This window comes from Streptosporangium becharense (assembly GCF_014204985.1).
Lineage (GTDB): Bacteria > Actinomycetota > Actinomycetes > Streptosporangiales > Streptosporangiaceae > Streptosporangium > Streptosporangium becharense.
In genome coordinates this window covers 834226-850432 of record NZ_JACHMP010000001.1, presented here as the reverse complement: position 1 = coordinate 850432, position 16207 = coordinate 834226, and the positions used below count along the sequence as shown (strand labels likewise).

Annotated in this window: 16 protein-coding genes; 9 read left to right on the top strand and 7 right to left on the bottom strand. The window is 72.0% G+C overall.

Annotated features, from left to right (window positions below; translation table 11 throughout):
• Positions 1-103: 103 nt before the first annotated feature.
• Genes F4562_RS03715 through F4562_RS03705 form a run of 3 tightly spaced genes read right to left on the bottom strand, consistent with a single transcriptional unit; the run spans position 104 to position 2343 of the window.
• Complete coding sequence (locus F4562_RS03715) at positions 104-652, bottom strand: hypothetical protein (protein ID WP_184545249.1); 549 nt, start codon at positions 650-652, stop codon at positions 104-106.
• A 12-nt stretch (positions 653-664) separates the two neighbouring features.
• Positions 665-1654 (bottom strand): ankyrin repeat domain-containing protein, encoded by a 990-nt coding sequence (locus F4562_RS03710; RefSeq protein ID WP_184545247.1) that lies wholly within the window; start codon positions 1652-1654, stop codon positions 665-667.
• Positions 1651-2343 (bottom strand): endonuclease V, encoded by a 693-nt coding sequence (locus F4562_RS03705; protein WP_184545245.1) that lies wholly within the window; start codon positions 2341-2343, stop codon positions 1651-1653. The genes F4562_RS03710 and F4562_RS03705 overlap by 4 nt, the downstream gene beginning before the upstream one ends.
• A 38-nt stretch (positions 2344-2381) precedes the next feature.
• On the opposite strand from F4562_RS03705, the gene F4562_RS03700 reads away from it, so the two are divergent.
• The 4 genes from F4562_RS03700 to F4562_RS03685 all read left to right on the top strand — a co-directional run bounded on the left by F4562_RS03700 (position 2382) and on the right by F4562_RS03685 (position 5965).
• A complete protein-coding gene (locus F4562_RS03700; RefSeq protein ID WP_184545243.1) occupies positions 2382-3119 on the top strand; it encodes an MOSC domain-containing protein in 738 nt (245 codons plus the stop codon).
• 193 nt (positions 3120-3312) lie between these two features.
• A complete protein-coding gene (locus F4562_RS03695) occupies positions 3313-4155 on the top strand; it encodes an isocitrate lyase/PEP mutase family protein (protein ID WP_184545241.1) in 843 nt (280 codons plus the stop codon).
• 69 nt (positions 4156-4224) lie between these two features.
• Complete coding sequence (locus F4562_RS03690) at positions 4225-4533, top strand: MTH1187 family thiamine-binding protein (protein ID WP_221207571.1); 309 nt, start codon at positions 4225-4227, stop codon at positions 4531-4533.
• A 292-nt stretch (positions 4534-4825) separates the two neighbouring features.
• Positions 4826-5965 (top strand): MBL fold metallo-hydrolase, encoded by a 1140-nt coding sequence (locus F4562_RS03685; RefSeq protein WP_184545239.1) that lies wholly within the window; start codon positions 4826-4828, stop codon positions 5963-5965.
• Between the two features lie 129 nt (positions 5966-6094).
• Here F4562_RS03685 and F4562_RS03680 read toward each other — a convergent pair whose 3' ends face one another.
• Positions 6095-6874 (bottom strand): nucleotidyltransferase domain-containing protein, encoded by a 780-nt coding sequence (locus tag F4562_RS03680; RefSeq protein WP_184545237.1) that lies wholly within the window; start codon positions 6872-6874, stop codon positions 6095-6097.
• A 70-nt stretch (positions 6875-6944) separates the two neighbouring features.
• Positions 6945-7592: a nucleotidyltransferase domain-containing protein gene (locus tag F4562_RS03675; RefSeq protein WP_184545235.1), complete on the bottom strand. Its 648-nt coding sequence runs from the start codon at positions 7590-7592 to the stop codon at positions 6945-6947.
• Positions 7593-7974: 382 nt separating this feature from the next.
• Here F4562_RS03675 and F4562_RS03670 point away from each other — a divergent pair, with 382 nt between their 5' ends.
• The 5 genes from F4562_RS03670 to F4562_RS03650 all read left to right on the top strand — a co-directional run bounded on the left by F4562_RS03670 (position 7975) and on the right by F4562_RS03650 (position 15344).
• Positions 7975-9723 carry a glycosyltransferase family 2 protein gene (locus F4562_RS03670; RefSeq protein ID WP_184545234.1) on the top strand — a complete coding sequence of 583 codons (1749 nt, stop codon included), beginning with the start codon at positions 7975-7977 and terminating at the stop codon, positions 9721-9723.
• The gene (glxA, locus tag F4562_RS03665; protein ID WP_184545232.1) at positions 9720-11738 is read left to right on the top strand and encodes a radical copper oxidase GlxA; all 2019 of its coding nucleotides are present in this window, start codon (positions 9720-9722) and stop codon (positions 11736-11738) included. Before F4562_RS03670 ends, glxA begins: the two co-directional genes overlap by 4 nt.
• Positions 11735-12754, top strand: coding sequence for a glycoside hydrolase family 6 protein (locus F4562_RS03660; protein WP_184545230.1), 1020 nt, complete (start codon positions 11735-11737; stop codon positions 12752-12754). Before glxA ends, F4562_RS03660 begins: the two co-directional genes overlap by 4 nt.
• 98 nt (positions 12755-12852) lie before the next feature.
• Positions 12853-15015, top strand: coding sequence for a Xaa-Pro dipeptidyl-peptidase (locus tag F4562_RS03655; protein ID WP_246473344.1), 2163 nt, complete (start codon positions 12853-12855; stop codon positions 15013-15015).
• Positions 15016-15173: 158 nt separating this feature from the next.
• Positions 15174-15344: a hypothetical protein gene (locus F4562_RS03650; protein ID WP_184545228.1), complete on the top strand. Its 171-nt coding sequence runs from the start codon at positions 15174-15176 to the stop codon at positions 15342-15344.
• A gap of 163 nt (positions 15345-15507) precedes the next feature.
• Here the strand turns inward: F4562_RS03650 and F4562_RS03645 are convergent, their stop codons facing one another.
• Positions 15508-15726 (bottom strand): DUF2277 domain-containing protein, encoded by a 219-nt coding sequence (locus F4562_RS03645; RefSeq protein WP_184545227.1) that lies wholly within the window; start codon positions 15724-15726, stop codon positions 15508-15510.
• A 103-nt stretch (positions 15727-15829) separates the two neighbouring features.
• Positions 15830-16177 (bottom strand): ArsR/SmtB family transcription factor, encoded by a 348-nt coding sequence (locus tag F4562_RS03640; protein ID WP_184545226.1) that lies wholly within the window; start codon positions 16175-16177, stop codon positions 15830-15832.
• Between the last annotated feature and the right edge of the window lie 30 nt (positions 16178-16207).

Genomic DNA, 16207 nt, shown 5'->3' with positions numbered 1-16207 from the left:
TCACTTGTCGCTCGATGCCGGTCGCTTTGCGGACGGGACGCCCGGCCGACGTCTCACCGAGACCCTTGTGCCGCCATGCTCCTGACGGCGGCGGGCCGGTTCGTCAGTTTCGGACGTGCTCCCAGTAGGGGTCGTTGTAGAGCACGACCGTGGTGCCGCGCAGCAGTTGCTCGGGGGCGGAGACCAGCACCAGCTCGCCCATCGCCTCCAGCTGGCGCAGGACGTCGCGCACGCGCGGGCCGACCGGGAGACGGCCGACCGGGAGCCGGAGGGTGTCGCGAACCAGGTCGGCGACCTGGGAGAGGCGGAACGGCCCGGTGAAGCCGGAGATCAGATCGCGCACGACCTGGACGGTGATCGTCATCTCGGCCTCGACGTAGGCGAGCTCCCAGGTCAGCTGAGCCCCGCGCCGGCCGGTCCCGGCGCAGGCCGTGCACTTCTGGGAGTAGCCCGGCACGATGTCCTCGGTGGTGGTGCCCAGGCACGTGGTGCACTGGCCGGTCTCCGCGGCGTGCTGTTCGGCGCCGGCCCGGTCGGGCAGTGACTTCCCGCAGAGGCAGAGGTAGGTCCGGAACCCGCCGCGGACCAGGGCGAGGTCGTCCGCGTCGTCGGGTATCTCTTCCCACATCGCGACGATCGTGTGCTTTTTCATGGTCGTGCGACTCTACCCATCCTCGTCCGCGCGGCGCAGCGTTACCGGAACCAGGCGCATCGGCGCGCTCCACAGCCACTCTTCGGTGATGTACGTGGAGGTCAGGAGCGTCATCAGGGACAGGGCACGCTCCGTCGCGGTGGAGGGATGGGCGCCGCAGTCACCGAATCGGCACATCCACAGCTCCATCATGCTGGTGTCGGTGAGCTGCTCGTACACCGAGGGCCGGGCTACGGCCACGCCGTCGCGCCAGATGTCGACCGATGGGCTGGCGAACGGGAACGCCCCGGCCAGCACCCCGCCGCCGGAGGTGACCGTCCGGCCGACGCCGTCCTGCACCGGCAGGATGCCGTCGGCCTGGAAGAGCACGACCCCGCCCCCGGGCGGGCTGCCCACCCGCAGGACCTCCATCCGGGAGTCCTGCTCGGCCCGGCGCAGCTCGCTGGCCTCCAGCGGCGGGCACAACTCGGGCACCGAGCCCAGACGGCGGACGACATCCTCCTCGGACACCCCGCCGACGAAGGCGACGCACAGCTCCTCGTTGTAGGTCTCGTACGAGAACATCATCGCGTCGACCGTGTCCTGGAGCTCGCGGAGCCGGGGGCTGATGCGCGGGGCGCCCGGCAGGTCCGCGAACAGGCCGGCCATGTCGGTGAAGAGCGCCTGGACACCGGGGGAGCGGCCGGCGATGCACGGCCGCCAGGGGTCGGCGCCCGCGGCCAGCAGGAGCTTGACGACCTCGTCGTGCCCGTGGCGCACGGCCTCCCACAGCGGGGTGGCGCCGTCGGCGTCGACCGGGTCGACCGCCGCGCCGGAGGCCAGCAGCAGCTCGATCACCCCTACGGCGCCTTCCTGCGCGGCCTGGTGTAAGGGCGTCGAACGTAACCAGGGGAGCTGCCGCCCCGGGTCGAACCCGCCCTCCAGCAGTTCGCGGATCTCGGTCAGGTTGCTGTCGTGCCAGGCGCCGGCGTCCTCGGCCCACTCGTTGTCGCCCACTGTCATCCCATCTCGTCGTGCCGTTCGGATCCCATCAGGCCCGGGCGACAGTTCTCGGTCAGCATCCTCCGCGAGAGCCTGTCGGCGGCCCGGGTGGTCTCCGGGAGGCGGTAGCGGAGGGTGAGGTTCAGCACGTTGTGGCACGCCGTGTCGAGGTCGACACGGTGGCCTGCGGAGACGAAGACGGGTTTGACCCCGTCCCTGGTGCGCAGCACACGGCCGACGACGTCGCCGTCCAGACGCAGGTCGGACCAGGAGCCCCGCTCGGGGCCCGGCTCGTCGTACGTGCCGACGAAGGCGGTCTTCCCGACGCCGATCGCCGGCAGCCCGGTCAGTACGCCGAGGTGGCAGGCCAGGCCGAAACGGCGGGGGTGGGCCAGCCCGTACCCGTCGCAGACGACCAGGTCCGGGAGCGCGGACAGCCGGTCGAGGGCGTCGAGCAGGGCCGGGAGTTCACGGAAGGCCAGCAGTCCGGGCACGTAGTCGAAGGCCACCCGCCCGTGGACGGCGACCTCCTCGACGACCTCCAGGGTCGTCCCGTCCAGCACGGTCACCGCCGCCGCCAGGCGGTCTCCGTCGTAGGCGACGTCCACCCCCGCGATCCTGGCGGGGTCGCGGGGGCCGGGACCGGTCAGGTCGAGCAGGGGTCTGAGCTCGTCCTGGATGGCCTCGGCCTCCAGGACAGTCCGGGGCATTCTTACCTTCACCCATATATGATCGCTATTTTTGGTTCATGAAGTCATATTTCGGGAAGGTTGGCCGGATTCTGCGCTGGCCGGTGAAGTCGCTGCGCGGCGAGGAGCTGCCGGAAGGACGGTTCGACGAGCGGGGACTGGCCGGTGACCGGGCCTACGCGCTCGTCGACGAGCGCGACAACCACGCCGGCCGGGTGCTGACCGTGCGGCAGCGGCCGGAGCTGCTCCACTGGAGCAGCGCCTACGGCACCGGCGCCGTCCCGACGCTCACCGCCCCGGACGGCACCGCCTGGGCGTGGGACGACCCCGCCCTGCCGGAGACGCTGGCCCACTCGCTCGGCACCCCGCTGAGCCTGCGCGCCGCCGACGGCCAGCAGGACCGGGGCCCGACCGTGCTCGTCACCGTCGCCGCCTCGCTGGAGGCGCTGGGCGAGGAGCTGGGAGCCCCGGTCGACCTGCTCAGGTTCCGGCCCAACCTCCACCTCGACCTGGTCGCGCCGGTCTTCGCCGAGGAGAGCTGGGCCCCCGGTACGGCGATCACCGTCGGCGAGGTCAGGCTGGAGGTGACCGGCGACAACGCGGGCCCCTGCATCCGCTGCGCCGTGCCCAGCTGGGACCCTCGGGGGCGGGAGCGCTGGCCCGAACTGCAGAAGTGGCTGATCAGCGCGCACGGGAACAAGTTCGGCGTCATCATGCGGGTCACCCGGCCCGGCACCGTACGCCACGGGGACCCGGTGACCGTGCTGCCGGTCGAGGACGTCACGGCGGCCGGATGACGGCCGTGCCGCCGGTCGGGGACGTCGCCATGGCCGGGTGACGACCGTGCCGCCGGGCTGGTCGAGCCGGTCGATGACCCCTGCGGCCGCACCGTCCGACGTGAAGGAGCGGCACTCCCCGTCCGGCACTCCGCGGTGCCTTCTCGAAACAGGTCAGGTCCGGCCTCCGGTTCCGTCTGATGGGATGATCGGCATGACGACACTTCATGACAAGGCCCTGTTGTTCCGCTCGATGCACGTCCCGGGCCGGCCGCTGGTGCTGCCCAACGCCTGGGACGTCGCCTCCGCCCGCATCGTGGCGGAGGCCGGTGCCGCCGCGGTCGCCACCACCAGCGCCGGTGTCTCGTGGGCCCTGGGTTATGGGGACGGCGACCACCTGGACCGGGACCGCGGCCTCGACCTGGTCGCCCGGGTCGCCGCGGCGGTCGACGTCCCGGTGAGCGCCGACATCGAGAGCGGCTACGCCTCCGACCCCGAGGGTGTGGCCGAGACCGTGCGGGGCGTGCTCGCGGCCGGAGCCGTCGGCGTCAACCTGGAGGACTCACTCCGCGCGGGCCCGGCCCCGCTGCGTTCCGTCCCGGAGCAGTCCGAGCGCATCGCGGCCGCCCGTGGTGCCGCGGACGCCGCCGGTGTGCCGCTGTTCATCAACGCCCGGATCGACACGCACCGTCTGCCGGCCGGGGATCCCGCGCGATGGCGGAGGGAAACCCTGGCCCGGGCCGAGGCGTACGTGGCAGCCGGGGCCGACGGGGTGTTCGTCCTCGGTGCCCTGGACGCGGAGGCCGTCACGGCGCTCGTGCGCGCGGTGTCCGCGCCGGTGAACGTCCTGGCGGGTCCCGGGACCCTCACCGTGCCCGAGCTCGCGGCGTTGGGCGTGGCCCGCGCGAGTGCCGGGTCCTCGATCGCCGAGGCGGCGTACGGGCTGGTCGCGCGTGCCGCCCGGGAACTGCTCACCGACGGCACCTGTGGAGCCCTTGAGGGAGGTCTTGCGTACGGCACCCTCAATTCGTTGCTGCTGGCGGGACCCGGCCGCTGACGACCACCCGCGCTGAGGCTGCCACTACCGTTAAGGGCGGGACGGGAAGGCCCGGGAGGAAGGGGAGCCATGTCAGTGCTCGTGGCGTTCAGCGTGACGCCGATCGGTACGGGAGAGGATGTCGGCGAGCTCGTCGCCGAGGCTGTCCGCGTGGTCCGCGCCTCGGGTCTGCCGAACCGGACCGACGCCATGTTCACCACCGTCGAGGGCGAGGACTGGGATCAGGTGATGTCCGTCGTCAAGGACGCCGTCGCCGCCGTCGAGTCCCGCGCCGGGCGGGTCAGCCTGGTGCTCAAGGCCGACATCCGCGCAGGTCAGGACGGTCGCCTGGAGTCCAAGGTCGCCACCGTCGAGCGTCACCTCGCCCAGCCGTCCTGACCGCTCCGCGACCTCCCGGTACTACGGGCGCGAGCCCTCGCGGTCGAGCGTCATCTCGCCCAGCCGTCGTGACTGCTCCGCCGCCATGGCCGCTCCGTCGCCGCGGCCGGTCCGGGCGGTGGGGCCGGTCCGGGTGCTTCGCGTACGGTGCCGCCCGGCGCGGCCCCGAAGCGGATCCGGCGCGAGCTCGGCACAGACCCGGCGCGGGCTCGGAGCGGATCCGGTGCGTAGCGGGAACACCGGCGGGGCCGAGACCGTTCTGTCGGCGGGCTACCTCAGGAGCGTGGAGCGGATGGCGACAAGCAGATCGATCGGGCGTGCCGTCGCGGGCGGGCTGGCGCTGGCCGCGGCCGGATGGGCGTTGAAGGACGTCCCGGCCGAGCTCGGCGGCCGGGCGGCGGGGGAGCGGCTGGAACGGATGCGCCGCTCGCCGCAGTTCCGCGACGGCGTCTTCCGCAACGCCACGCCGGGCGCCGAGGCGCCGTCGCCGCAGAGCGCGCGCGAACTGGTCTGGAACATGTTCCTCAACCGCGGGCAGCGCCGCCCGGCGGCGAGGATCCCGGTGGTCGCCTCACCCTCCGGCGGGCCGTCCCCCGACGGGCTGAGCGTCATCTGGTACGGCCACGCCACCGCGCTGCTGGAGATCGAGGGCCGCCGCGTGCTCCTCGACCCGGTGTGGAGCAGGCGGGCCTCGCCCTCCCAGCTGGTCGGCCCGCGCCGCCTGCACCCGCTGCCGGGGCCGCTGGCGGGGCTGCCGCCGCTCGACGCCGTCGTGATCTCGCACGACCACTACGACCACCTCGACCGCGCCACGGTCCGCGCTCTCACCGCGCTGCAGACCGCGCCGTTCCTGGTGCCGCTGGGGATCGGTGCCCACCTGGAGCGGTGGGGCGTGCCCGCCTCTCGGATCGTCGAGCTCGACTGGGAGGAGGAGACGACGGTCGCCGGTCTGCGGTTCGCCGCCACCGCCGCCCGGCACTTCTCCGGACGCACCCTCAACCGGAACGTCACCCTGTGGGGCTCGTGGGTGATCGCCGGTCGCGCCAAACGGGTCTTCTACGCCGGAGACTCCGGATACTTCGACGGCTACGCCGGGATCGGCGCCGCCTACGGCCCCTTCGACCTGACGCTCCTGCCGATCGGCGCCTACAGCCCCGCCTGGCCCGACATCCACATGACCCCCGAGGAGGCGGTCACCGCCCACCTCGACCTGGGCGGGCGGCTCATGCTTCCGGTGCACTGGGCGACCTTCACCCTCGCCGCCCACCCGTGGGCCGAGCCGGTCGACCGCCTGTGGCGGGAGGCCAAGGCCCGGGACGTCCGCCTCGCCGTCCCCCGGCCCGGTGAGCGCGTCGACACCGGTGACGTGCCGATGCTGGAGAGCTGGTGGGAGATGCTTCACGACGGCGGGTTCCCCCGCCGGACGCGTTAGCCGCTCAGGTCCGGGAGCCCGGTGACCGCCGTCCCGGAGCCCGGAGCGGGGAGCCCGAACCGGGGAGCCCGGAGCGGGGCGGGTTCCCCGGCCCCGCGCGGGGGTCACCGGCCGTACGGGGTTCCGCGGTCAGGCGCGGGGGTCACCGGCCGTACGGGGGAGCGCGGCCAGGCGGGTGCGGACGACCAGGTCGTGCAGGGCCTCGCCCGCCGACGCCGTGTCGGGCAGGTGGGAGGTGTCCCGGGCCTCCTCCAGTTCCGCCGTCAGCCGGGCCACGTCGCCGGCCACGGTCTCCCGGTCCGGGCCGCCGGGCGGGAGCGGGCCGTGCTCGGCCGAGCGTTTGGCCTCGACCAGGTCGCCGAGGTAGGCCGGGCCGCCGGTCAGCCGGGTCAGGTCGGCCTCCACCTCCCCGCTGCGCATCAGGTGGAGACCGGTCAGCAGCACGCGGAAGGTGTACAGCAGCGGCTTGAGTTCGCCGGAACGTTCGAACAGCCGCCACTGGGTGCGGGCGAAGCCCAGGTAGTGGTGGGCGTGGTGGCGGGTGACGAAGCCGGGGGCGAGGGCGACCATCTCGCGGTGGACCGGCGAGGTGGTGACCACCAGCGGGGAGAGCAGCTGCTCCAGCACGTAGCCGTTGCGGCGCAGCAGCAGCCGGCAGAACTTCGCCAGGTCGTGTGTGACCAGGTCGACCTCGACGCCGTCCCGCTCCCAGGAGCGGGTGAGGGTCTCCTCGCCGGTGCGCAGGCCGATCACCTCCGTCAACGGCAGCATGTGGACACCGCGTAGGTCGACGTCGGAGTCGATGGAGGGGAAGCCATAGAGGTGCGCGCCGCTGACGGTGGCGAAGGCCGCCGGGTGGGCCTGTTCGGCGGGGATCTCCGGCAGCCAGGCGGGCAGGACGACGGTCACGACGCCACCCCTCGCGCGTTCGTGTTCCTCGCGTCTCTCGCGTCCATGGTCGTCGTACGGCCGTCCACGGTCACAGTGCCGCCTCCCTCGTCCTCACCAGGTAATCCTCCACACGCCGCCGGTCGGGCTCGGCGGGCAGCACGCTCTCCCCGTCGAACCTCGCCGTCAGTTCCGTCCGCCAGGCGTCGACCTCGGCCCACGGCACCTCGCCGCGCCGCACCGCCAGCAGGCGGTCGCGGTGCTCGTCCATCCGGACCAGGGGCTCGCCGTGCGCGACCAGGTGCAGCCCGCTCAGCAGCAGCCGGATCATGTGCATGGCCTGCTTCCAGCGGGGCCGCTCCGGGTTCAGGCGGCGGAACTGGGCGTCGGCGTACCGGGTGAAGGTCTGGTGGGCACGCGCGGACAGGAACGCCCGGCGGATGGAGATCAGCTCCTCGCCCGCCGGGGACGCGTGCTCGACGGGTGACCACAGGCACTCCAGGACCGTCGGGTTCGCCTCCAGCGCCAGCCCGCAGAACCGTTCGACCTCCCACGAGAACTGCTCGGGCAGCGGCCCCTCGACGTGCGTGGGGGGCTTCGCCAGCCGCCAGAACAGCCGGGTCGGCGCCACGAAGACGCCGCGCCGGTCGACGTCGGACTCCGCGGTCTCCAATCCGTAGGCGCGCGAGCCGGTCACCACCGACAGCACAGAATGATCCGGGACGTACCTGACTTCCATCCGCCCAGCCTGCCAGATCCGGATCTTGTGCTCGTACGGGTTTTCCCGGCCATCACCGGCCGGTCGCCGCCCCTGGTGGGCGGTTAGGAGTGGATTGTCCTATTCGGGACGCTCATGCTGGAGCGTTCCATTGCGAATCAGGCGAAAAGTGACGGGAAAGTGCCGTCGGCGGTGGTGGGGCCGTGACCTGCGTGGTCGAAGGTGAACGGGTGCACCTTCGTGAAGGGTGAGATCAGTCTTATTCCGCCCAATATGATGTGTCACGATTTACCGCCATGCGGGCCTCTCTTGACTGTGCCGATGCGCGTCACGCCCGCCGCTATCTCGCTGGGGGAACAGTGCTACCGGGCTTGTTTTCGCGTGTCCTGAGGTCGCCGGGCCGATGAGCGTCCCGACCGGCGTCGCGAAACCCGTTCCCTACGACTACGAGAGGTTCAGCAAGCTCGCCGGGCCCGTCACCGAGCCGGAGCCGGGAGTGCCGTACCGCGTCCGGTACCGCTCCCTGCTGGCGAGCGAACCGCACCGGGTCAGGGCGGTGCTGCTGATGGTGGCGGCGCTCGTGGTGGAGTTCACCCTGATGGTGTGGCTGCTGCTGCCCGAGCACTGGACCGTGCGTCCCGACCCCTACGGCGGGGTGCCGTGGTACCTGCCGGTCGCCGACCGGATCATGCTCGTGACGATCGCCTGCATCGAGGTCTTCCGCCTGGTCAGCGTGGTCTCCAACGTGCACGCCATGCTCGCCGCCCGCGACCCCGTCCCGGTCGCGCCGGAGCCCGGCACCCGGGTGGCCTTCATCACCACCTGCGTACCCGGCAAGGAACCCCTGGAGATGGTCCGGGAGACCCTGTCCGCGGCCCTGAAGATCCGCCATGACGGCGTGCTCGACGTCTGGCTGCTCGACGAGGGCGACGACCCCGACATCCATGAGCTGTGCGACTGGCTGGGTGCCCACCACTTCAGCCGCAAGGGCGTACCCGAGTGGAACCAGCCCAAGGGGGCGTTCCGGGCCAAGACCAAGCACGGCAACTACAACAGCTGGCTGGCCGCGCACGGCGACGACTACGACTTCTTCGTCTCCGTCGACACCGACCACGTCCCGCTCCCGGAGTTCTGCGAGCGCATGCTCGGCTACTTCCGCGACCCGCGGGTGGCCTTCGTCGTCGGCCCCCAGGTCTACGGGAACTACGACAGCGGGGTCACCAAGGCGGCCGAGAGCCAGCAGTTCCTGTTCCACTCCCTCATCCAGCGGGCCGGCAACCGCTACGGCGCGCCGATGTTCGTCGGCACCAACAACGCGGTGCGCATCCGTGCTCTCAAGCAGATCGGCGGCCTGTACGACTCGATCACCGAGGACATGGCCACCGGCATCGAGTTCCACCGCGCACGCGACCCGGAGACCGGGCAGCGCTGGATGTCGGTCTACACCCCCGACGTGCTGGCGGTGGGGGAGGGGCCGTCGTCGTGGACGGACTTCTTCTCCCAGCAGCTGCGCTGGAGCCGCGGCACCTACGAGACGCTGCTCACCCAGTTCTGGAAGGCCGCCCCCAGGCTGTCGCCCGGCCGGTTCTTCAACTACAGCCTCATGGTCACCTTCTACCCGATGTCCGCGCTCAACTGGCTGCTGGCCGGGGTGAGCGCGACGCTGTTCATGGCCGTCGGAGGCTCCGGTGTGACCGTCCCGATGGACATGTGGCTCATGCTGTACGGCGACGCCGCGCTGCTGCAGGTCATGCTCTACACCTGGAACCGGCGGCACAACGTCAGCCCGCACGAGCCCGAGGGCTCCTCCGGGGTGGCCGGGATGGTCATGTCGGCGCTGTCGGCGCCCATCTACGTGACCTCGCTGATCGGGGCGGCGCTGCGCAGGCCCAGCAAGTTCGTGGTCACCCCGAAGGGGGACTCCGCCAGCCCCGACCAGATCGCCACCTTCCGCATCCACCTGTGGTGGGCGGTGATCTTCGGCGGCGGGCTGCTGGCGACCGTGTTCTGGACCGGCCACGTGCACGCGGTCATGACCCTCTGGGCGATCCTCGCCCTGACGATCTGCCTTGGCCCGCTGGTGACCTGGGCCTGGAACCTGCGGGCCGCCAAGGCGTCGCGGGCCGCCGTGGCCGTGCGGGGTGAGCTGTGAGCAGGCTGCGCAAGAACCTGGCCGGGGCGGCCGTGGTGGCGGTGGTCCTCGCGGTCAACCTGCCCGCGGTCACCGGGTTCGCCTCCAGGAAGTGGCACGAGTACCAGATCAACCGGGACGACTACAAGGCGACCCACGGCCACTGGACCTTCCTCGACGTGCCCGAGGAGTTCAAGGTCAACGCCATCCACGCCGCCCTGCTGCGCACCGGCAAGGTGCTCATCGTCGCCGGCTCCGGCAACAACGCCGCCAACTTCGCCAAGGGAACCTTCAAGACCCTGCTCTGGGACCCGGCGAAGCAGGGCGGGCCCGGCGAGTTCAAGATGATCGACACCCCCGTCGACTTCTTCTGCGCCGGCCACGTGATGCTGCCCGACGGCAACCTCCTCATCGCGGGCGGCACCCAGCGGTTCGAGGTGCTCAAGGCCAAGGTCAAACGCGCCGCGGGCGCGGTGACGGTGAAGAACGAGGATCCCGACGCCAGGCCCAGACACCTGCACCCCGGCACGTTGCTGACCGCGCCCGGCGGGCAGGTCTACCGGACCCTCGCCCACATCACCGTGCCGCCGGCCAGGAAGGTCGAGACCGGAATCCCGGGCCGGGTCCGCGTCACGCCCAGCGAGACCAAGGTCTTCGTCGAGTCGGTGGCCGATGGCGCCGCGGGCGTCCTCGACGCGCGGCCCGGTTCCGTCAAGTACGCCATCCAGGGGCTCAGGGGGCGGGAGAAGCGCAACCTGTACGCCATCGGCGGCGGCATGACGATGGAGAAGCAGGACTTCCAGGGCATCAAGGACGCCTACGAGTTCGACCCCGTGGCCGAGCGCTACATCAAGGTCCAGGACATGGCCGAGGGCCGCTGGTACCCCACCCTGACCGCCCTGCCCGACGGCAGGGTGATGACGGTCTCCGGCCTGGACACCGTGGGGCAGGTCACCAGGGACAACGAGATCTACAACCCCAGGACCAAGACCTGGCGGCCCGGCCCGAAGCGGTTCTTCCCCACCTATCCCGCGTTGTTCCTGCTCCAGGACGACACCCTGTTCTTCTCCGGGATGAGCGCCGGGTACGGTCCCGGCCAGCTGGAGCTGCGGCCTCCCGGCATCTGGGACTACCGCCACGACAGCGATCACCCGGTGAAGACCCCGGGGGGCATCGGCGGCGTGGCGCCCGACGAGATGGAGGCGTTCACCCCGGTCCCCGGGCTCCCGGAGCCCGAGCTCAACGAGACCGGCGCCTCGGTGCTGCTGCCGCCCGCCCAGGACCAGCGGGTCATGGTGATGGGCGGCGGCCCGGTCGGGGAGCGCCAGCCGGGCCTGCCCAACTCCACCGCCAGGACCGCCATCGTCGACCTCGGCCGGCCGGATCCCCGCTACGTGCGCGGACCCGACCTGTCCCACCCGGTGCGCTACCCGTCCGCGGTGCTGCTCCCGGACGACACCGTGTTCTCCTTCAACGGCTCCGGGGACTACCGGGGGCGGGGGGCCAGCGACGTGCTGCGCGCGGAGGTCTACGACCCGGCGGTCAACGCCTTCCGCGAGGCCGCGGCGCCCGCGGTCGGCCGCAACTACCACGCCGAGGGGCTGCTGCTGCCCGACGGCCGGGTGCTCAGCATGGGCTCCGACCCGCTCTTCGGCGACGAGGCGGGCTCGATCCCCGGCACGTTCGACCAGCGGATCGAGCTCTACACCCCGACGTACCTGCACAACGGTGAGAAGGCGCCGGTCTTCACCGACGGCCGCCAGAGCGTGGTCCTGGGACGCAGGGCGGGGTTCAAGACACCCGACGCCGAGCGCATCGACCAGGTGCGCCTGATGCGGCCCAGCGCGGTCACCCACGTCACCGACGTGGAGCAGCGCTCGATCAGGTTGGACTTCACCCGGGTGAACAGTGGGATCATCGTGACGATCCCCGAGAATCCCGCGCTGGTGCCTCCAGGTTGGTACATGTTGTTCGGAGTCACGAAGAGGGGGACCCCGTCCCCGGCCCGCTGGGTGCACATCCAAGGAGTTCGATGAACAGGTACGGCCTCACCGTCGCCGTGCTGGCCCTCGCCCTGGCGGGGAGCGGCTGCACCGGTGATCCCGCCCCCTCCGCCGCTCCCAAGGTCTCCGACGGCCCGACGGACTCCACGCTCTCCCCGCCGTCCAAGGCCCGTGACTTCTACGTCGACCCCGACGGGGCCGCCGCCCAGGAGGTCCGCAGGCTGGAGGCGGCGGGCCGCACCGAGGAGGCCGGGCTGATCCGCAAGATCGCCGACCGGCCGAACGCGATCTGGATCGGTGACCCGGACCCGCACGGCAGGGTCGCCGACATCACCTCGAAGGCCCGGCAGGCGGGCCGGGTGCCGGTGCTGGTGGCGTACCACATCCCCAACCGCGACTGCGGGCAGTTCTCCGCGGGCGGCGCCGCGAGCGCCGCCGAGTACCGGTCCTGGATCGCCCGTTTCGCCGAGGGCATCGGCGACCGGCACGCCTGGGTCGTGGTCGAGCCCGACGCGCTGGCCCACATCCTCGACAACTGCACCCACGGCGGGCAGGCGGGCGAGCGTCTCGACTTGCTCCGCAACGCGGTGGAGACCCTCAAGAAGCAGCCCAACGCCCGGGTCTACGTCGACGCGGGCAACGCCGGCTGGATCAAGAACCCGGACGACTGGATCGAGCCCATGCGCCGGGCCGGGGTGCCGCAGGCCGACGGCTTCGCCTTCAACGTCAGCAACTTCTTCACCGTCGAGGAGAGCGTCGCCGTCGCCGAGCGGCTCTCCAAGGGGCTCGGCGGGGTGCGCTATGTCATCGACACCTCCCGCAACGGCAACGGCCCGGCGCGCGGTGCCCAGGGCGACGACGCCTGGTGCAACCCGAAGGGCCGCGCGCTCGGCACGACGCCGACCACCGAGACCGGCCTCGACCGGGTGGACGCCTTCCTGTGGGTCAAACGGCCGGGGGAGTCGGACGGCGAGTGCCACCGCGGCGAGCCCAAGGCGGGCGACTGGTTCCCCGAATACGCGCTGGAGCTGGCGCGTAACGCGAAATAGCCGTCCTTTCGTTATACCTTCGATCCTGCAGGTCAAGATCGCTCGCAGGAGATTGACCGGAGCCGTCAGATTCGACCGACCCTCTGGAGATCTCCGTGATGAGAAGGTGGAAGGCAGTCCTCGTGGCGTTCGCGGTGGCCGTGCCCTCCGGCACGGTCGCCGCGCCGCCCGCCGCCGCGGCGTCCGGCCCGATGCCCTCCGGGCAGGCCGCCGCGGTGCCCGCTTCGGTGCCCGTCAAGTCGCTCACAACGTCGCCCGCGCCGGTGCCCGCCGGGCCGCCCGGTCCGGTGCCCGCGCCGATGCCCTCCGGGCAGGCCGCCGGTCCGCCCGTGCCGGTGCCCGCCGCGTCGCCGGTGACCGCACCGGGCGGTGAGCAGGAGACCGAACCGGTCCACTCACGCGCCGAGGCGCTGACCGAGACCGTGTTCGTCGAGGTCGCCGGGGTCGACAGCGACGCCGACGGACACCCCGACCGGGTCGCCGTCGACATCATGCGGCCCCGGGCGACCGCCGAAGGGCTGAAGGTCCCGGTCATCCTGGAGGCCAGCCCCTACTACGCGGGCGGCAACGAGGTGCCCAACCACGTCGTCGACCTCGACGGCTCCGACCCGGCGGGCATGGAGTACCGGCGCGACAAGTTCCGTGACCTGCGCGGGGAGATGTTCGGCACCGACGACCTCAGCGCGGCCCGCGCGGTCGCGCCGCCCTTCCCCGGCTACTACGACAACTACTTCGTGCCGCGCGGCTACGCGGTCGCGCTGGTGGAGAACCTCGGCTCGGGCCGCGCGACCGGCTGCCCGACCACCGGCCTGGCCAACGAGACCGCCGGGCCCAAGGCCGTGATCGACTGGCTCAACGGCCGGGCCAGGGGCTTCGACGCCGCGGGCCACGAGATCGGAGCCGGCTGGTCCACCGGGAACGTCGGCATGATCGGCGTCTCCTACAACGGCACGCTCCCCAACGCCGTCGCGGCGACCGGCGTCAGGGGGCTCAAGACGATCGTGCCGATCGCGGCCATCTCCTCCTGGTACGACTACTACCGCGCCAACGGCGCCGTGGTGGCCCCCGGCGGCTACCAGGGGGAGGACGCCGACGTGCTCGCCCGCTACGTGCTGACCCGGCAGGACGGCGCACGGGCCTGCGGGGCGCTCATCGACCGGATGAAGGAGGAGCAGGACCGCGTCACCGGCGACTACTCCGGCTTCTGGGACCGGCGCAACTATCTCAACGACGTCCGCAAGGTTCGCGCGGCCGTCTTCCTGGTGCACGGCCTCAACGACTGGAACGTCAAGACCAAGCAGGCCGTCCAGTGGTGGAACGCCCTCGGCGCGCGGGGCGTGCCCCGGAAGATCTGGCTCCACCAGGGTGCCCACGTCAACCCGTTCTCCTTCGCCGGACGCAACGCCGAGTGGCTGCGCCAGCTCCACCGGTGGTTCGACTTCCACCTGTACGGTCTGCGCAACGGCATCATGGACGAGCCCCAGGCCGATGTGGAGTACGGGCCCGGCCAGTGGGCCCGGCACGCCGCCTGGCCGCTGCCGGGCACCCGCGACGTCCGCCTCCACCTGGCCGCCGGCACCGGCGGCGGCAACGGGACCCTGGGCCCCGGCCGCTCCCGGGAACGCACCGTCGAGTCCTTCACCGACCAGAACGTCCGCACCGCCGAGCAGCTCGCCGAGAACGCCGAGAACGCCGAGAACGCCGAGAACGCCGAGAACACTGCCGCGACCGACCCGAACCGCCTGGCCTACCTGTCCGCCCCGCTGCCCGCCGGGGCACGGTTGTCCGGCACCCCGCGTGTCGCGATCCGGGCGGCGTTCCGGGGCGGGCGCTCGCCGTACCTCACGGCGCTGCTCGTCGACTACGGCACCGACACCCGCGCCTACGGCCGCGTCGCCTACGGCGCCACCCCGGTCTGCTACGGCGAGGGCGTGCCGGGCGACACCGGCTGCGCACGCCTGGCCGAGCACGTCACGACGACCGCCCCCTACAAGATCATCACCAGGGGCTGGCTCGACGTCCGCAACCGGCACTCCGCCTCCCGTACCGACCTGCTGCGGGAGGGACGCTTCCACGACTTCCGCTTCGACCTCCAGCCGGGCGACTACGTCGTCAAGGCCGGTCACCGGATCGGCGTCGTGCTCATCTCCACCGACCGCGACTTCACCCTCCGCCTGCCCGCCGGGACCGGTGTCTCGGTCGAGCCGGGGGCGAGCTCCGTCACGCTGCCGCTGGTGGGCGGTCGCGCCGTCCTCGGCTGAGCCGGCCTCCGTTCCGCCTTCCCCGAGCCGGACGGGGAACCGGCTCGGGGAAGGCGGAACGGGGAGGTCAGGGCCGCCCTGAGGGGAAACCCTGGCTTGACCCTGACATCGGCTCGCGGCCCTGCCGCCGGCCTCGGGCAGGCCCTAGCGTGGAGCACATGGGACGAATCCTTCTGATCGTGGCGGCCGTGGTGCTCGCCTTCTTCTTGCTCGGCCCGATTCTGGGCTTCGCCTTCACGCTGCTCAAGTGGGCGTTGATCGTCGCTCTGGTGGGCGGGGTGGTCTTCGCGGTGAGCAGGCTCATGCGCTCCTCGGCCGCCCGCCGCTGACCCTCGGGACCGCGGGCGGGCGGCACCGCCGCCCGCCCGGTGGGACGATCCGCCCGGTGATCGCCGCCCGGAACGCGCCGCCGGGGGCAGCCGGCTGCGGCGTGGTCTCCGCCCCCATCGCACACCGGAGTGCGCCACCATCCGCAGCCGCCGGCGCTCGTGGTCAGCTCCGGGAGGTCTGTTTGATCCGGAGTTCGTCCAGCAGGGTCTGGGTGGCGGCGGCCACCGCGTCCACGGCCCGCTCGAACGCCTCGGCGTTGCGGGCCGACGGGGAACGGAACCCCGACACCTTGCGGACGTACTGGAGCGCGGCGGCCCGGACGTCGTCGCCGGTCACCTCGTCGGCGTAGGGCTCACGAAGGGTCTTGATGCTGCGGCACATGCCGGGACCGTACTCCGCGCCACCGACATTTCGTCCGGGGCCACGAAGCCCCGCGGCCTTCCGCCGGCTCGCCGGGCTTCGTGGCCCGCGGAGACGGGCACGGTCAGCCGGTGCGTTCCCGCTGGGCGGCGTCGGCGCCGAGGACGGCGTCGAGCAGCCCGGGAAAGAGGGCGTCGAGGTCGTGGCGGCGCAGCGCGTTCATCTTGGCCGTGCCCCGGTAGACCTGGTTGATCACCCCGGCCTCGCGCAGCACCCGGAAGTGATGGGTGGTGGTCGACTTGGTGATCGCCAGCTCGATCGCCGAGCAGACGGCCTCCTCGCCCTCCGGCAGCCGCGACAGGTAGCGCACGATCTTCAGGCGCATCGAGTCGGACAGCGCGTGCAGCACGTCCTCCAGCCGGATCTCCTCGCACGTGGGGTGCTCCAGAGCCCTGACGGATGCGTTCGGCACGATCCCTCCTCTCCTGCGGACCGCTCGATT